13 protein-coding genes are annotated in these 16657 nt (G+C 67.6%); 5 read left to right on the top strand and 8 right to left on the bottom strand.

Translation table 11 applies throughout. The annotated features are described in order from the left end of the window. Nucleotides 1-120 precede the first annotated feature (120 nt). Together LQ564_RS20400 and LQ564_RS20395 are read left to right on the top strand one after the other, a co-directional pair. Nucleotides 121-948, top strand: a complete 828-nt coding sequence (locus tag LQ564_RS20400) for a PEP-CTERM sorting domain-containing protein (protein ID WP_231059945.1) — start codon at nucleotides 121-123, stop codon at nucleotides 946-948. A 119-nt stretch (nucleotides 949-1067) separates the two neighbouring features. Further along, a complete protein-coding gene (locus LQ564_RS20395; protein ID WP_371873521.1) occupies nucleotides 1068-3209 on the top strand; it encodes a S46 family peptidase in 2142 nt (713 codons plus the stop codon). Between the two features lie 47 nt (nucleotides 3210-3256). Here the strand turns inward: LQ564_RS20395 and LQ564_RS20390 are convergent, their stop codons facing one another. The 6 genes from LQ564_RS20390 to LQ564_RS20365 all read right to left on the bottom strand — a co-directional run bounded on the left by LQ564_RS20390 (nucleotide 3257) and on the right by LQ564_RS20365 (nucleotide 10618). Continuing rightward, a complete protein-coding gene (locus tag LQ564_RS20390; RefSeq protein ID WP_231059944.1) occupies nucleotides 3257-4609 on the bottom strand; it encodes a sensor histidine kinase in 1353 nt (450 codons plus the stop codon). Beyond that, nucleotides 4606-5994 carry a sigma-54-dependent transcriptional regulator gene (locus LQ564_RS20385; protein WP_231059943.1) on the bottom strand — a complete coding sequence of 463 codons (1389 nt, stop codon included), beginning with the start codon at nucleotides 5992-5994 and terminating at the stop codon, nucleotides 4606-4608. The genes LQ564_RS20390 and LQ564_RS20385 overlap by 4 nt, the downstream gene beginning before the upstream one ends. 178 nt (nucleotides 5995-6172) lie before the next feature. Then, on the bottom strand, nucleotides 6173-7384 hold the full coding sequence (locus tag LQ564_RS20380) for an ABC transporter permease (protein ID WP_231059942.1): 1212 nt from the start codon (nucleotides 7382-7384) through the stop codon (nucleotides 6173-6175). Beyond that, nucleotides 7381-8649, bottom strand: a complete 1269-nt coding sequence (locus tag LQ564_RS20375; RefSeq protein WP_231059941.1) for an ABC transporter permease — start codon at nucleotides 8647-8649, stop codon at nucleotides 7381-7383. The genes LQ564_RS20380 and LQ564_RS20375 overlap by 4 nt, the downstream gene beginning before the upstream one ends. Before the next feature lie 18 nt (nucleotides 8650-8667). Further along, nucleotides 8668-9330: an ABC transporter ATP-binding protein gene (locus LQ564_RS20370; RefSeq protein ID WP_231059940.1), complete on the bottom strand. Its 663-nt coding sequence runs from the start codon at nucleotides 9328-9330 to the stop codon at nucleotides 8668-8670. Between the two features lie 40 nt (nucleotides 9331-9370). Further along, nucleotides 9371-10618 (bottom strand): efflux RND transporter periplasmic adaptor subunit, encoded by a 1248-nt coding sequence (locus LQ564_RS20365; RefSeq protein WP_231059939.1) that lies wholly within the window; start codon nucleotides 10616-10618, stop codon nucleotides 9371-9373. A 201-nt stretch (nucleotides 10619-10819) separates the two neighbouring features. On the opposite strand from LQ564_RS20365, the gene pnuC reads away from it, so the two are divergent. Further along, nucleotides 10820-11413, top strand: a complete 594-nt coding sequence (gene pnuC, locus LQ564_RS20360) for a nicotinamide riboside transporter PnuC (protein WP_231059938.1) — start codon at nucleotides 10820-10822, stop codon at nucleotides 11411-11413. After that, complete coding sequence (locus tag LQ564_RS20355; RefSeq protein WP_231059937.1) at nucleotides 11410-11925, top strand: AAA family ATPase; 516 nt, start codon at nucleotides 11410-11412, stop codon at nucleotides 11923-11925. The genes pnuC and LQ564_RS20355 overlap by 4 nt, the downstream gene beginning before the upstream one ends. Before the next feature lie 59 nt (nucleotides 11926-11984). Here LQ564_RS20355 and LQ564_RS20350 read toward each other — a convergent pair whose 3' ends face one another. Together LQ564_RS20350 and LQ564_RS20345 are read right to left on the bottom strand one after the other, a co-directional pair. Next, on the bottom strand, nucleotides 11985-13130 hold the full coding sequence (locus tag LQ564_RS20350) for a hemin-degrading factor (RefSeq protein WP_231059936.1): 1146 nt from the start codon (nucleotides 13128-13130) through the stop codon (nucleotides 11985-11987). A gap of 14 nt (nucleotides 13131-13144) precedes the next feature. Further along, nucleotides 13145-15418 (bottom strand): TonB-dependent receptor domain-containing protein, encoded by a 2274-nt coding sequence (locus LQ564_RS20345; RefSeq protein WP_231059935.1) that lies wholly within the window; start codon nucleotides 15416-15418, stop codon nucleotides 13145-13147. A gap of 246 nt (nucleotides 15419-15664) precedes the next feature. On the opposite strand from LQ564_RS20345, the gene LQ564_RS20340 reads away from it, so the two are divergent. Further along, the gene (locus LQ564_RS20340; RefSeq protein WP_231059934.1) at nucleotides 15665-16627 is read left to right on the top strand and encodes an HDOD domain-containing protein; all 963 of its coding nucleotides are present in this window, start codon (nucleotides 15665-15667) and stop codon (nucleotides 16625-16627) included. The last annotated feature ends 30 nt before the right edge of the window (nucleotides 16628-16657 follow it).

The raw sequence follows: 16657 nt of genomic DNA, 5'->3' as shown, positions 1-16657 counted from the left end.
TACATATGCTTGTGGTAACTCAATGGAAGATCTCGCAAGCCATTGATCCGTCAGTATTTTGTACGGCTGGCATTAATCTTGCGTAACTGCTGGCATAACCATTTTCCTGAAAGAAATGCCATGACTAAGTTGCTCCACGCCTCGCTGGCCCTGTGCCTGCTATCCGCCAGCGCCGCCCAAGCCAGCGCCGTCACCGTCACCAGTGTGTCCACCGACCCGGCGCTGAACACCTGGTATCGGGCCAATCTGCGCGACGTCTCGACCGGCTACAGCTCGCAAACCTCCGCCGACATTACCGGCGCCCAGGCGCGCAGCGGCAACGGCTCGGTGGCGATGTCACTGACCAACAGCAGCGGCAAGGCCGACTATGTCTACACCTGGGGCTATATGGGCGGCCGCACGCTGGGCAATCTCAGCACCCTTGGCTTCGACTGGATGCGCGCCGGCGGCGGCAGCGCGGCAGCGCACCTGCAACCGGCGATGCGCCTGTTGTACGACGCCGACGGCAACGCCGCGACCACCAACGATCGTGGTTACCTGATCTGGGAACAGCATTACCAGGGCGTGGCCACGCCAACCGACACCTGGGTCTCGAGCGACATCCTGGACGGCTACTTCTGGCAGCGCAAGTTCTCGCCGGGTACCACGGTCGAGGACTTCGATATCACGCTGGACGGCTGGGCCGCAGGCACGGTGCCGAATGGCGCCGTGTACGACGTGCTGAGCGCATCGACGGCCATCCTGGGCATCGAATTCGGCATCGGCTCCGGCTGGAACGGCAGCTTCAGCGGCTACGTCGACAACGTGCGCTTCGGCTTCGGCGGCGCACAGGCGACGACGTTCAACTTTGAACTGGCGCAGGCCGACGTGCCGGAACCGGCCAGCATGATACTGCTGGGTCTGGGCGCCCTGGGCCTGGGCGCCGCCCGGCGCCGCAAGCAGAAGTAATCCGCGCCTGAGGGCTGCTTTTCAGGACCAAAGCAGCCCGTCATTACGCTGAAAAACGACCGCATGCAGACGTAACAAAGTTATACTCCGGGCTGCTTTTTATTCACCTGGGGTCAACCTTGTTCAAATCGTTTGTCCTGCCCGTCGCCTTGATGGGCGCCTCGGCCTTCGTCAGCGCCGACGAAGGCCAGTGGCAGCCGCACCAGCTGCCGCAACTGAAATCCGAACTCAAACGCATCGGCATCACCATCCCGGCCGAGAAGCTGGCCGACCTGAGCAAGCACCCGATGAGCGCCATGGTGTCGCTGGGCGGCTGCTCCGCCTCCTTCGTGTCGCCGAACGGCCTGATCGTCACCAACCACCACTGCGCCTACGGCGCCATCCAGCGTAATTCGACCCCGGAGAAGAATTACATCGTGGGCGGCTTCCTGGCGAAGAATCGCGCCGAGGAACTGCCGGGCGGCCCGAACACCTTGGTCTACGTGACCGAAAAAGTCGAGAACGTGACCGACCGCGTGCTCAAGGGCCTGTCGCCGTCGATGTCCGGCCGCGAGCGCCACGAGCTGGTCGAGTCGCGCATCAAGTCGCTGATCGCCGAGTGCGAGACCGACAAGACGGCGCGCTGCTCGGTGCCGGCCTTCCACCGCGGCCTCGAGTACTACCGCATCAAGCAGCTGATGATCCGCGACGTGCGCCTGGTGTACGCGCCGTCCGACCGCATCGGCAACTTCGGCGGCGACATCGACAACTACGAGTGGCCGCGCCAGACCGGCGACTATTCCTTCCTGCGTGCCTACGTCGGCCCCGACGGCCGCCCGGCCGACCCGTCGCCGAACAACGTGCCGTACAAGTCGAAGGACTTCCTGGTGGTTTCCGCCGAAGGCCTGAAGAAGGGCGATCCGATCCTGCTGGCCGGCTATCCGGGCCGCACCAGCCGCTACAAGCTGCCGAGCGAGATCCGCTTCGCGCGCGACGTCGAGCTCCCCGGCCGCGCCGCCGGCATCACCGCCGACCTGTCGGTGATCTCGGCCGCCACCATGGGCAACGCCGCCTGGGACGTGCGCTACGCCAGCGTCGCCAAGAGCCTGAACAACGTGCTGAAAAAGACGCAGGGCCTGATCGACGGCTTCGCGCGCAAGGACATCGCCGCGATCAAGGACGTGCAGGACGCCGAGTTCCGCGCCTGGCACCGCCAGAACGGCGGCAACGGTTCGAAGAACCTGCTGGCGGACCTGGACGGCGTGATCGCCCAGGACATGGCCGCTTCGCGCCAGGAAGGCGCCTGGCTTGACGCCACCCACAGCGACCTGCTGAAAAGCGCGCGCACCCTGTACCGCCTGGCGCTGGAACGCCAGAAGCCGGACGCCCAGCGCGAAGCCGGCTACCAGGAACGCGACCTGTCCTTCATCAAGGCGCGCCTGACCCGCCTCGAACAGTCCTTCGTGCCGCAAGTGGATGAAGCGCGCTACGGCGCCGCGCTGGCGCGCTACGCCCGCATCGACGCCAAGCTGCGCCCGCAGGGCCTGGATGCGCTGCTGCCGGCGCCCACCGCGCTCAATGCGATGTACAAGTCGACCGAACTGGCCGACACCGCCAAGCGCCTGGCCTGGATCGGCAAGGATCCGGACGCCTTCCGCAAGTCCAGCGACCCCTTCATCCAGCTCGCCGTGCGCCTGCACGAGACGGGACTTAGCCTGGAAAACCGCCGCAACGAGATCGACGGCAACCTGGAACGCGTGATCCCGCAGTACATGGCGGCCGTCATCGCCTGGAAGAAGTCGCAGGGCAAGCCGGTCTACCCGGACGCCAACTCGACCCTGCGCGTGACCTACGGCACCGTGGCGCCGTACGCGCCGCGCGACGGCCTGACCAAGGGCCCGTTCACCACCGTCGAAGGCATCCTGGAGAAGGCGACCAACAAGGATCCGTTCATCGTGCCGGCCGCATTGAGCGAAGCGATCAAGGCCAAGCGCTACGGCGTGTTCAAGGACCCGGTGCTGAACACCGTGCCGGTGAACTTCCTGTCGAGCGCCGACACCACCGGCGGCAATTCCGGTTCGGCGATCATGAACAAGCGCGGCGAACTGGTGGGCCTGAACTTCGATTCGACCTATGAATCGATCACCAAGGACTGGTACTTCGACAGCGAGATCACGCGCGCGATCCACGTCGACATCCGCTACATGCTGTGGCTGATGAAGGAAGTCGACCATGCCGACAACCTGCTGAAGGAAATGACGATCAAGTATCCGAAGAAGTAAGCTCGGATCGGGATTGAATTTGCAGGATGGGCGGTCCTCCGCCCATCCTAAGAAAAGCGAATCTCGAAGCGCGTCTCGCCCTCGCCGGTGGAGGCCAGCGAGTACGCCAGGCCGTGGCGCGTGAGCACCTCGCGCACGAACATCAGGCCGATCCCCTGGCCACCCGGCTTGGTGCTGAAAAAGGGCGTGAACAGCTGGCGCGGCGCCACCGCGCCCAGCAGGTCGGCCGAGTCGATCACGGCCAGCACGATGCCGGCCTGGGTTCTTTCGAGCGCCAGCTCCACATACCCGCCAGGCGCCCCTTTTTCCGTCACCGCCTCGATCGCGTTCTTCACGATGTTCAGCAGCGCGCCTTCCACCAGGCCGGCGTCGAGCATGACGGTTCCGACCTCGTCGCAGCGCCGCCAGCCGAGCCGGATGCCGGCGCGCGCGCACTGCTCGCGACTGAGCCACAGGATATCGTCCACCATCGCCTTCAGGCTGGCCGGCCTGCGCTCCGGCGCCGGCATCTTGACCACGCGCGTGAAGCGGTCGATGAATTCCCCGAGGCTGACGTTGCGCCGCTTGACCGCCTCGATCGCGGTGGTGAAGTCGGCGGCGTCGGATTCGCCCAGCTGGCTGCGGTAGAACAGCAGCGAGTCGAGCACCGAGCGGGTGGCGGCGACCGTGTTGTTGACCTCGTGCGCCAGCACCCGCACCAGCCGGGCGTAGGTGGCGCGCTCGGAGTCTTCCAGTTCGGCAGTCAGTTCCTCGACCATCAGGAAGTGGCGCGCGAAGCCGCGGTCGAAGAAGTGGCCGCGCTGGGCGCGGTAGCGGCGGCCCTCGGTGTCGGTGAGCAGGCGGGTCTCGCCCGCGGGCAGCGCGTCGAGCTGTGCCACCAGGTCGCGTGCACGCGCCAGCGCGCGCGCATCGAGGCCGGAGGCGAAGACCGCGGCGGCCAGGCGCTTGCCCTGCGCCTCGCGCAAGCCGAGCAGGGACACGGCGCTGGCGTTGACCAGGCTGATGGCGCCGTCGAAATCGAACACCACGACCGCGCTCGGCGTGGCCTCCAGCAGGCGGTCGAGGAAGCCCTGCTGTTCGCCGGCTGCCAGCCGTTCGCGGTGCAGGGCGGCCAGCATGGTGTTGAACAGCCCGACCAGTTCGTCCAGCTCGCGCGAGGCGGGGGCGGCCAGCTGGTTCGCGTAGTTCTGGTCCTGCAGCAGGTCGTGGAAGCGGCGGGTATAGCCGAGCGGTTCGAGGGCCTGGCGCAGCAGGGCGAAGCCGAGGCCGAGGCTGAGCAGCAGCGCCGTCTCGGCCGCGATGAAGGACAGCGGCTCGTCCTTGAACAGCAGCGCGGCGGCCGCGAACAGCAGCACGTGCAGCGCGAGCAGGTAAGCGCCGAGGCGCCGGCGCAAGCTCATTCGTCCGGCTCGGCCAGGCCGTGGCGCTCCAGCCGCCGGTACAGCGCGGTGCGCGACAGGCCCAGCACCTTGGCCACGCGGGTGATGTTGCCGCCATGCTGGTCGAGCGCCGCTTCGATCATGCGGCGTTCGACCTGTTCCAGCGTCATGCCGTCCACCCCGAGGCGCTGGGACGAGGAAGCGGCGCCGTCGTCGAGGCGTCCGGCGGCGGCGAAGTCGGCCTGGCCCAGCTGGGAGGTGCCGGACAGGAGCAGGGTGCGTTCCATGGTCTGGCGCAGCTGGCGGATGTTGCCCGGCCAGGGCTGGGCGCCCAGCCAATCGAGGGCGCCCTGGGTGAGCGTGACCTGGCCCAGGCCATAGCTGTCGGCCACCGTGGCGGCGATGTGGCGCGCCAGCAGGGGGATGTCGCTGCGCCGCTCGCGCAGCGCCGGCAGGCGGATCGTGATCAGGTTCAGGCGGTAGAACAGGTCTTCCCTGAACTCGCCGCTCGCCACCAGTTCGGCCGGTTCGCGGTTGGTGGCCGAGACCACGCGCACGTCGGCCTGTTCGCTGCGGCTGGCGCCGACCGGCTGGTAGCGCTGGTCCTGCAGCACGCGCAGGAGTTTCACCTGGTCGCCGCGATTGAGTTCGCCGATCTCGTCGAGGAACAGGGTGCCGCCGTCGGCGCTGGCGACGTGGCCCTTGCGGTCGGCGCGCGCGTCGGTGAAGGCGCCGCGCACGTGGCCGAACATCTCGCTCTCGAACAGCGTCGGCTGGATCGCGCCCATATTGATCTTGACGATCGGGCTATCGGCGCGCGGGCTGTTGCGGTGGATGGCGTCCGCCACCAGCTCCTTGCCGGTGCCGCTTTCGCCCAGGATCAGCACCGGCGCGCGCGTCTTCGCCACCTGGCCGATGGTGGCCAGCACCCGCAGCAGCTTCGGATGCTCGCCGACGATGCCGGCGAAATCGAACTGGCCATCGAGCGCCTTGCGGCCGGGGCCTCCGGCATCCGGCCCCTTGAGTTCGAGCGTAGCCGCGATCAGGTCCATCAGCTGGGCGTTGTCCCAGGGCTTGGTGAAGAAGTTGGCGGCGCCGGCCTTGATGCCGGCAACGGCGAGGGCAATCGAGCCCCAGGCCGTCATCAGGAGCACCGGCAGGGTGGGGTAGCGCTTGCGAATTTCCTCCAGCAGCGCCAGGCCTTCGGCGCCGCTGGTCTGCAGGGAGAAATTCATGTCCTGCAGGACCAGGTCGAAGGGCCGGCTTCCCAGTTGCGCCAGCGCCGCGGCCGGGCCGTCGCAGCAAACCGCGTCGAAGCCGGACTGCTTGAGCAGCAGGGCCAGCGAGACCTGGACCGCGCCGTCGTCGTCGACGACCAGGATGCGCGGCGGGCGTGATGCTTCCATTGTGGCTATCTCTCGTTCTTAGAACCTATCCCAGGAGGGAACCGGTCGTTGCTGACGCGCCTGACAAGCGGGGGCTGCGTTGCTCGTCCTTGCATGGCTCGCCATGCGGCGTCCTCGCGCCTTGCCCGCGCTTGCCAGTCATCGTCATCAACTTCCCTCTCCCTACTGGGACAGGTTCTTATTCATGATGCAGCGCTTCGGTCGGGCTCAGGCGGCTGGCGCGCCAGCCCGGATAGAGGGCGCACAGCAAGGATAGCAGATAGATCACCGCCATCGACAGCAGCGCCGCCTCGCCGAAGACCACCCAGTCCAGGTGTTCGCCCAGCACCCGGGTCAGCGGCAGCTGCACCAGCAGCGCCAGGCCCAGCACGATGGCGACGGAACTGAGCAGGAATTGTTCGGCCACGACCTGACGGTAGATCTGGCCCGCGCTGGCGCCGATGGCGCGGCGCAGGCCGATCTCCGGGATGCGCTGGGTGGTGTTCTGCCACAGCGCGCCGAACAGGCCGAAGGCGACCATCACCAGCATGAAGACGGCGATCACGGCCACTACGATCAGCGGCACCGTCTGCTCACGGAGCGCGGTGGCGCGCAGCGCCGACGTCGGCGTGATCTGGTAGGTCCAGGTGTTCTGGATCGCTTTCAGGCGCGCGTTCAGGCGCTTCTCGAAGCCGCGTTCGGTGCCCGGCGCCACCTTGAGCAGGACGGTGCGGGCATCCCAGCTGTGCTTGCCGGCTTCGAAACGGGTGAAGGCGAAGTTGACCGGCGCGGCCAGCTCGCCCTTGGCGCGGTAGCCGTCGACCACGCCCACCACGCGCACCGGCGTGTTCGCATAGCCGGGGCCGTCGATGAACACCTGGCCCACCGCGCTGCGGCCCGGGAACATGGCCTCGGCCAGGCGCCGGTTGATCACCGCGCTGCGCTGGGCGCTGCCATTGTCGAGTTCCGAGAACCAGCGGCCTTCGGTGAGCTTCAAGCCCAGCACGCCGGCGGTCCGGTCGTCCGCTTCCAGCAGCTCCGCGTTCACCAGCGGCGCGCGCTCGCCCGCACCCGTCTTGCCCTGCAATTGGGTTCCGATGGTCGCGCCGGCATAGGGTTCGAAGCTGATGAAGGCGACGTCCCGCACTTCCGGCAGTTCCAGCAGGCCGCGCCGCAGGCTGTCGTAGACCTCGTGGGGAATCCGGGTCTTCTCCTCGTCGCCAACCTGCAGCCTGACAGCCCACAGGTCGCGGCCGTCGAAGCCGAGCGGCATGCTGTAGAGCTGCCAGTAGCGCAGCCCGAAGGCCGCGACGCCGAACACGATGGCGAAGGCGATCAGGATTTCGAGGCTGAGCATCAGGTTCCTGGACTTGCGCTTCCAGGTCAGTTTCAAGAGATGACGGAACATCATGCGCCTCCTTTCAAGGCATGGACAGGGTCGAGGCGCGACATCTTCCAGGCCGGCAGCACGCCGGAGACCAGGCCGAAGACGGTCGCGATCAGCATGCCCCAGCCGAACACGGCGAGATTCAGGCCGACCTCGAGATAGGGGATCAGGCGCGCGCTTTCCAGCCAGTGCAGCGCCAGCGCGGTGGCGCCCAGGGCGAGCACGCCGCCGCACAGGCAGAGCAGCACGTTCTCGACGACGAACTGGAGCGCCAGCTGGCGGCTGGTCGCGCCGAAGGCCTTGCGCACGCCGATCTCGGCGCGGCGTTCGAGGATGCGGCCGGTGTTCAGGTTGACCAGGTTCAGCGCCGGCAGCAGCATGAACAGCACGATCGCCGCCGCGATCCCCGCCATCAGCCTGGCGGCGCCGGAGTCGGCCACGGTCTGGTTCTCGCTCGGCTGGCCCCCTCCGCCGAACAGCTGGCGGGCGGTGAAATCGAGCTTGCTGTCGGCCCAGAAGTAGATGTGCCCCCAGCTGGCCGGGTCGTCGTGCACCACGGATTTGGAGATCGCCTGGACCTGCTGGCGAATGCGCGGCAGGTCGGCGGCGCTTTTCGCCAGGATCAGGGCCGCGAACGGGCCGGTGAACTGGCTGCGGTAGTCCGAGGAGGGGAAGGTCGACACCGGCGCCCAGATGTCGGCGTAGGCATTCAGGTGCATGGCGTCGGCGACCACGCCGGCGACCTCGTAGACCTGGCCGCCGACGTCGAAGCGCTGCCCGATCGCCACCTGGGCGGAGCCGGGGAACAGGCGCGCGGCGGTGGAGGCGTTCAGGATGGCGATGTGGCGCCCCGCCGCGTCGTCCTCGAGCGTCGGCAGGCGGCCGGCCAGCAGTCGGAAGTCGAGCACCTTCCAGTAGTCGGCATCGACGCGGCGCATCTGCAGCTCGCTCACCACGTCGCCCTGGTAGACCGAGACCGGCTGGTTCGAGCCGACCATGGCCACGCGCTCGATGCCGGGCATCGGCTTGAGGTACTTGTCGATCAGCTTGTAGCCGAGGCCCGAGGTGCTGATCCGGTCGTGCTTCGGGCTGTCCATGCGCACCATGCGCACCTCGAGGAAGCGCTCGCTCCTGCCTTCGACGCCGGATGGCCGGAACGCGGTCTCGAGCAGCGAGACCGCCACCATCAGCACCACCAGCGTCAGCACGATGCACAGCAGGTTAATCAGGGTGAACAGCTTGCGGCGCATGAAGACCTTCCACGCCGTCAGGAGATAGTTGCGGAGCATGCCTGTGTCCTCCTGCGCTTACGCGACCAGCTGGCCGTCGAACACCCGCACGATGCGGTTGGTGCGGCGCGCCTCGCGCTCGTCGTGGGTCACCATCACCACCGTCGTGCCCTCGGCATTCAGCCTGAGCAGGATGTCCATCACCTCTTCGCCCATCTTGCTGTCGAGGTTACCCGTCGGCTCGTCGGCCAGCAGCACCTGCGGTCGGCCGACGATGGCGCGCGCGATCGCCACGCGCTGCTGCTGGCCGCCCGAGAGCTGGTTCGGGTAGTGGTCCATGCGCGCCCCCAGGCCGACCTTTTCCAGTGCCTCGCGCGCCAGGCGACGCCGTTCGCCTGCGCTCATGCTGCGGTAGAGCAGGGGCAGCTCGACGTTATCGATCACGCGCAGGTCGGGAATTAGGTGGAAGCTCTGGAAGATGAAGCCGAAGGTCTGGTTGCGCAGGCGCGCCACCTGGCTGTCCTTGTAGCGGGTGACCGGCAGGCCTTCGACCTCGATGCTGCCCTGGCCGGGACGGTCGAGCAGTCCGATGAGGTTGAGCAGGGTGCTCTTGCCGCAGCCGCTCGGGCCCATCATGGCGAGGAACTCGCCCTTCTGCACGTGCAGGTCGACGTCCTTCAGCGCCAGCGTCTCCACCTTGTCGGTGCGGTAGGTCTTGCTGACCTTGTTCAGTTTGATCATGACTTTCCCTCGTCGTTCGTTGTTCGTGGTTGGTCGTTCGTTAATTTGTGATGCGGATGCTGTCCAGGTTGGCGAAGGCCTTGGTATCGGAGACGATGTAGCGCTCGCCCGGCCTGGCGCCCCGGACGACTTCGACCAGCTTGCCGTCGCCGCCGCCCAGCTGCAGGGTGGTGCGCCGCGCGACGCCATCGACCACCGCGAAGGCCGCCTGCGCGCCGCTGCCGTTGAAGGCCATGCCGCTGTCGAGCACCAGCACGTCCTGCTTCTGCGCGGTGACGATGTTGACGTCGACCCGCATCTTGTTGCGCAGCAGCGGGTTGTCCGGCTTGTCCAGGTCGACCAGCAGCTTGACCGTGCCGTTCTGGATCTCGGGCAGCACGGTATGCACGCGCCCGGGCAGCACCTCGCCGTTCTGCTCGACCCGGACCGCCTGGCCCGGCGCCAGCAGGCGCGCGTGGAAGTCCGACAGCGTGGCCTCGACCCGGTAGTTGTTCAGCTCCGACACGCGAGCCAGCAGCTGGCCGGCGGCCACGCTCGCGCCTTCTTCCTGCACCAGGGTGGTCAGCATGCCGGAGAAGGGGGCGGCGACCTTCGCCTGGGCCAGCTTGCGCTCCTGCTGGGCGAGCTGCTTCTTGAGGATGTCCTGCTGCAGGGTGGCGGCGGCGATGCTGGCGGCGGTGGCGCGGCGGCTGTCGGCGATCAGTTCGCGCTGCTGGCGCAGCTGGATCTCGGCGCGCTTGACGGCCAGTTCGCCGGCCAGCAGGTTCTCGCCCGAGACCAGGCCGTTCAGGCGCAGCTTCTGGTTGCGCTCGTTGAGCGCGCGGCTTGAGAGCAGATCGAGTTCGAGCAGCTCGATGGCGCTGGCAAGCTGCTTGTGCTTCTGCTCGAGTTCCAGTTTCGAGGTGGCGACGCGGCTCTCCTGCTGCGCCAGCTGCTCGCGCAGCGTGTCCACGGCCAGCACGATCTCGCGGTCGTCCAGCTCCAGCAGCACGTCGCCGGCCTTGACCTGCTGGCCGGGCCGCGCCAGCACCCGCGCGACGCGGCTGGCCGCCGGGCTGGCCACGACCTCCTCGTGCACCGGGATCACGACGCCGGCGGCGCTGACGGTGTTGGCGACGTCGCCGCGGCGCACGGTCGAGATGACGATGTCGCTGGCCGCGACGCTCGGACGCAGCAGGCGGTTGAGCTGCCAGCAGGCCAGCACGGCGAGGGCGAGCGATACGATGGCGACGGCGACGCGGATGCGGCGGCGGCGGTGAACGAGGGCGGGGTCGAGGGCGCGGTCCATGGTGCGGGTGTCATTGGTCTTGCCGTCTCTATTGCAAGCACCGTGCCAGCCTGGCTTCCCCATGAAGGAGGCGGTTTCACGCTTGGCCAGACGCCCGCAAGCGGGCAAGGGCGTCCGGATCCGGACGGTGCGGCTTGCGGATTCCCCCGCCAGCTTCCATAATCCACTGTTGACCTGACCACCTCATCCATTTCACTGCCCATGAACGAACAGCTGGCCTTCCTGGGCTTCTTCACCACGCCGCTGGAACTGATCTCCTTCCTGCTCGCGGTGACCACCGTGGCGCTGAACATCCGCCAGAAGCACTGGGCCTGGCTGTTCTCGATCGTCTCGTCGGCGACCTACGCCGCGGTGTTCTTCGAAGCGAAGCTGTACGGCGACATGGGCCTGCAATTCGTGTTCATCGGCGCCTCGGTATGGGGCTGGTACCAGTGGCTGCATGGCGCGGGCGACCAGCAACTCGTGGTCACGCGCCTGAAGCGCAGCGGGTGGACGTGGGCGCTGGCCGGCTGGGCGCTCGGCTTCTTCCTGCTCTCCTTCTTCCTCGACCGCTTCACCGACACCGACGTGCCGCACGCGGACGGCTTTCTCACCGCCGGCAGCCTGGTGGGCCAGCTCCTGCTCGGCCGCAAGAAAGTCGAGAACTGGCTGGTCTGGATCGTGGTGGACGTGCTCTACGTCGGACTCTACGTGTACAAGGGCTTGATGTTGACCGCGGTGCTGTATGCGGTGTTCGTGCTGCTGGCCTGGACCGGCTGGCGCGCCTGGTCGAACATCGCGCGGAAGGATGCATGAACGTGCCCGTGCAAAGAATCGCGATCCTCGGCGCCGAGTCGTCGGGCAAGTCGACGCTGGCCGAGGCGCTGGCGCTACGCTATGGGACCGTCTGGGTGCCCGAATATCTGCGCGAGTTCGTCGATACGCGCGGCCGCGTGCCGTTCGAGAGCGACCAGTATCCGATCGCGTGCATGCAGCTGGAACGAGAAAAGGAGGCGGCGGCGCGGGCATGCGGTTTTCTGTTCTGCGACACCACGCCGCTGATGACGGCGCTGTACAGCCGCCAGTACTGGGGGCGGGTCGATCCGCAGCTGGCGCGGCTGGACCGGGTGCACGACTATGCCCGGACCTTTGTGACGGCGCCGGATAGTCCGTGGGAGCCGGATGGGTTGCAGCGGGAATCGGAAGAGGTGCGGCAGAAGGTGCATGGGATGCTGATTGCGACGCTCGAGGCGCGTGGTATTTCGTATGTGCTGCTGGAGGGGGGGCTGGAGGAGCGGGTTGCGCGGGTTGGGGAATTGTTGAAGTAACGGGCTGCGGTGCGAAATTGGGTACCGGCGCAGGCCGGTACCCGATTTCTATTTGCGTATCATGCCTTCTTGAGCGAAGCCGCCAGATCCAGCCACTCCTGCGGCTGCGGCTTGCCCGGCTGACGGACGCCGAAGAAGGTCACGACTAGCTCACCGCTGGTGTCGTAGAACTCCACCGAAGTCACGCCGGCGCGGCGCACCAGGTAGCCGCTGCGCAGGGCGTCGTCGTTCAGGTGCAGGTTGAAGGTCGGGTCCAGCACGTTGAGCCAGCCCTCGGCATCCGCCACCTTGTTGATCTTGCCGCTGTAGATCTGGGTCACGCCGCCATTGCCTACGAAGGCCATGATGGCCACGCCGTTCTTCGCCGCGCCCTGCAGCAGGCCGCGCACGGAGGTCGGGTCCAGCTTCTGCACCACGCCGTCCGGCCCTAAGCGCATTGCCTGTTCGCGCGTGAGGCCGAACTCGGACACGATGCGGTTGAACTGGTGGACGTCGCTCATGTCGCGCCACGCTTGCTGGAACTCCTTCACGTCGATCGCGCTGTCCGGTTTCTCCGCCACCTTCGGCGTGGCCGGCGCGACGTCCAGTTGCCCGTCCTGGCGCGGATGGCGGAAGTCCGCGATCAGCTTCTCGAACACCGGCACCCCGGCCTCGCTGCGCACGTACAGCTTGTGCACGGCCACGCCGTTGGCGTCGAAGAACTGCAGGCTGCGGTTCACCGCGCCCTCGCGGCCCGGCTGGGTGACGGCGAACACGTATTTCCATTGCGGGAACTGGAAGCGCAGGTCGATCGGGCCGCCCAGATAGCCGCCGGCGATGTTCAGCTGGCGCGCCTCGCGTTCGGGGTCGGCCTTCAGTTCCGCGGTGTCCTGCCGGGGTTTCAGGCGCATGGCGGTGCCGGTGACTTCGATGACGCAGTTGTCGTTGCGGGTCAGGGCCATCACCTGGCCGAGGTCGAGGGCGCGGCGCATGATTTCGCGCGGGCCGTGGTTGGCCTCGTTCAGGCGCACCACGGCGCCTTGGGCGCCGGCGGCGACCAGTTCGGCTTCGGATACGCCCAGGTAGCGGGCGGCGTCGCGGGCGCGCAGCTGCGGCTTCTCGGCGCGCAGCGCGGTATAGCGTTCCAGCAGGGTGGCGGCATGTGCGCTGCCGATGGTGGCGATGGCGATCGCCGCGGCGGCGAGGATGTGACGGGTGGTTGTCATGCTGTTCTCCTTTTTCAGTAGCTGATCTTCAGGCTCATGGCGGCGTAGCGGCCCGGGCGCGCCTGGCGTTCGATGTCGGCCAGGGCGGCCGCGGTGGTGCCCGCCGGCAGGCCGCGCGAGGAGGCGTAGTCCCAGTACTTGCGGTCGGCCAGGTTGTAGATGCCGGCGGTGAGCGATGCGTGGCGGTTGATGTTCCAGTAAGCGGTCAGGTCGAGCACGGTGCTGGACGGGACGGCGAAGCGCGCGGTGGTCACGCCCGAGATCACGTCCGGGTTGGCCTGCTTGGCGGCCACGTAGACGGCGGCGAACGAGACGCCGCCGCGGCCCGCGGTGTCGTCCCAGGACGCGATGAAGCTGCTCTTGCGCGGCAGGGTCGAGGCCAGCGGGCCTTCCTGGTCGGTCAGGATGTTCCGCGCCTTGCTTTTCTGGACGCCGCTGGCAAGCGTCAGGCGCGCGCCGCGCAGCGCGGCGTTCCAGGCGCCCAGTTCCGCTTCCAGCGAGGCTTCGCCGCCCCAGGTGCGGGCGTCGCCCACGTTGTCGGGGCGGTACAGGCCGAAGGTGATGGTCGGGTAATTCACCGGGTCGGCCGGCTGCGCCGCGTACTCGATGAAGTTCTTGTAGCGGGTCTGGAACACGGCCGCATGCAGTTTCAGGCCCCGCGCCGCATAGCCCTTCAGGCCGATCTCGAAGGCGTTGCTGGTTTCCTTCTCGAGGTCCGGGTTGCCGATCACCGCGTAGCCGTTGCCGGCGCCGGTGTAGCTGAAGGAATCGTAGGTGCCGGTGCGTTCGGCGCTGGTCGGCAGGCGGGTGCCGCGGCTGTACTGGGCGTAGGCCAGCATGTCGCGCGTGAGCTGGGCGTTGAGGGTCAGGCTCGGGGTGGCGTAGCTGTCGGTCTCCTTGCCCAGTTCGCGCGCCGCGTTCGGGATCGAAACCGCATAGCCGGCGGTGCTGTCCGGCTTCATCTCGCGCCAGGTGTAGCGCAGGCCGGGGATGGCGCTGAAGGTGTTCGACAGCCGCACCGTGCCGCGCGCGAAGGCGGCCAGCTTGAGCGAGTCCATGTCGGCCATGCGGTGCTTGACCGTCACCTGGTGGGCGCCGGTGGCGACCACCGTGCGGTCCTCGCGCCAGGGGCGGCTGGTCTCGGTGTTCTCGACACTGAAGCCGTAGTCGAGCGAATGGACGCCGATGGTTGCAACGGCGTTGCTGGCCACGCCGACGCTGCGGGTCTTGTAGCTGGTGGCGATGTCGCGCAGGGTCTGCTGGCCGCCGGTGACGTAGCGCGCATTGGTCACGTCCGCGATCTCGGCATCCTGCACGTACAGGCGGCTTTCCAGGCGCGAGAACCAGGGAGCATTGCCGGTGTAGACGTGGTCGATGCTGGCGCGGTCGCGGCGGGTTCTTGATGCCTGCTTCGCGCCGTCAGGATAGGAGGCGCCCTGCTTGTTGTCGTAGGCGCGGTCGTGGCGGGCGCGGAAGCCGTCGAGCGTGGCGGTGAAGTCGTGACCGGCCCAGGGAGACCAGGCCAGCTTGGCCAGCAGGGCGTCCGAATCCCAGTCGTCGGGATTCACGCGCACGGCGCCGGCGCTTTCCAGTTCGCGACCGTCGCGGTGCACCAGCACGGCCAGTGCGCGCAGCACGCCGTGCTGGGCGGCGCCGGTGACGGCGTGCATGCGCATGCCGGTCGAGCGGTCGATGCCGAACTTGTATTCGGCGTAGCCGGGGCGCTGCGCACTCACGTAGTCGTCCGCCGACTTGGTGACGAAGGAGACCGCGCCGCCCAGGCCCTGAGCGCCGGGGCCGGCGGCCGAGGTGCCGGAGGCGATCGTCACGCTGCGGAAGGTCTCGGGGTCGAAGTAGTCGCGGCCGACGCCGAAGCTGTTGGTGGTCGATGCATCCGGCTTCGGCGCGGCGTCGGGCAGCTCGATGCCGTCCAGGTCCAGGCTCACCCGGTTGCCCTCGACGCCGCGCACATTGAAGCCGGTGTTGCCGGCGCCGTCCCACACATTGCCGCTGCCGCTGGCCGCGCCGGGCACGCTCACGAGCGGCGAATAGCGCGCCATGTTCTGCATGTCGTTGGCGCCCTGGCGGGAAATAGCGTCGGCGTCGAGCACGGTGACGCTGCCGGGCTGGTCGAGGCGCTGGCCGGTCACGACCACGGTGCCGGGGCTGGTGGCGGTCGGGGCGGTCTCGGCGGGAGTGTCTGCCAGGGCCGGCCCGGCGGGGGCCAGGGCGCAGGCGCCGGCGATCAGCGCGGGGAGGAGGCGGAGGGCGGGAGGGGATGCTGCCATGGTGGTCCAGTCGAATTGTTGTTGTGGTGCCGCCGTCGTGGGCGGGTCCTGGTATTGTAATGAGAATCATTCTCATCAATAACGCGACGTATACTAAATGATAATCATTCGCATCTGCAAACTTTATTTGCGTTGGGTTTGCGCTGCATCGTGACGCGAGTGCGCAGAGACTTTTTTTAGATATCAATTGTTGCCTTGTGGTATTAAAATAATTGGCTGTACTGACATCGATTTGGGCGGTGTACTGTGAAAAAATGGATCGGGCGCCTACTGGGCGGCGACAAGGAGACAGGGTCCGCAGCCGGCGCGGGAACGGCGGCGGCGGTGGATGAGGAAGAACTGGCGGCCGAGATCGACGCGGCCTGGTACCGCTGGCTGACCGCCTCGACCGGCAGCAACGTCAGCCGCGAGCTGGAAGAGCGGGTGCTGGCGCAGGTGCGCGCACTGGCCGGCGACCCGGAAGGCGCGGCGGGGCTGGTGCCGCGCCTGCCCGACCTGGTCGGCCAGCTGCTCGGCGCCCTGTCGGACGAGAACATCTCGACCGGCGCGCTATCGGCCGAAGTGGGGCGCGACCTGGTGCTGGTCGCCGAAGTGATCCGCGAAGCCAACAGCGCCTATTACCGCCCGGCCAAGCCGATCGAAACGCTCGAGGGCGCGGTCACCATGCTCGGCCTGAACGGCCTGCGCATGCTGCTGGCGAAGATCGCGATGCGTCCGCTGATCCGCACCAAGGTGCAGGGCGTGGCGCGCCAGGTGGCCCCTAAGGTGTGGAAGCATTCCGAACGCTGCGCCTTTGCCGCCAGCGTGATGGCGCCGGGCCTGTCGGCCGGCGTGTTCGAATCCTACCTGGCGGGGCTGATGCAGAACGTCGGGCTGCAGGTGGCGTTCCAGGTGGCGGACCGGGTGTGCGAAGGGAAGGTGCCGGGCTCCGGGGCTTTTGGTGTCGAGCTGATCGCGGCGAGCCGTTTGCTGTCCTCGGTGATCGCGTCGCACTGGGACTTCCCGGTGGAGGTGGTCGATGCGATCGCCCGCGCGGGTGACCCGGACGCGTCGAACCTGGCCCAGACGCTGGCGCAGGGGGACCGGATCGCCAAGCTGCGGCTGCTGCTGGATGCGGAGGTGATCGATGAGGATGACAGCTTCGTGGCCGGCGGACTGAATGGCTTTCAGCGGCGCTGCCTGGGCAAACTCGCCGATCTAGGCGACTGACGTCGGGTGGGCGGTGAAGCCGTCCACCCG

It is taken from the genome of Massilia phyllostachyos (assembly GCF_021044825.1).
In the GTDB taxonomy this organism is placed as follows: domain Bacteria; phylum Pseudomonadota; class Gammaproteobacteria; order Burkholderiales; family Burkholderiaceae_D; genus Telluria; species Telluria phyllostachyos.
This window is presented reverse-complemented; position numbering and strand designations above follow the sequence as displayed.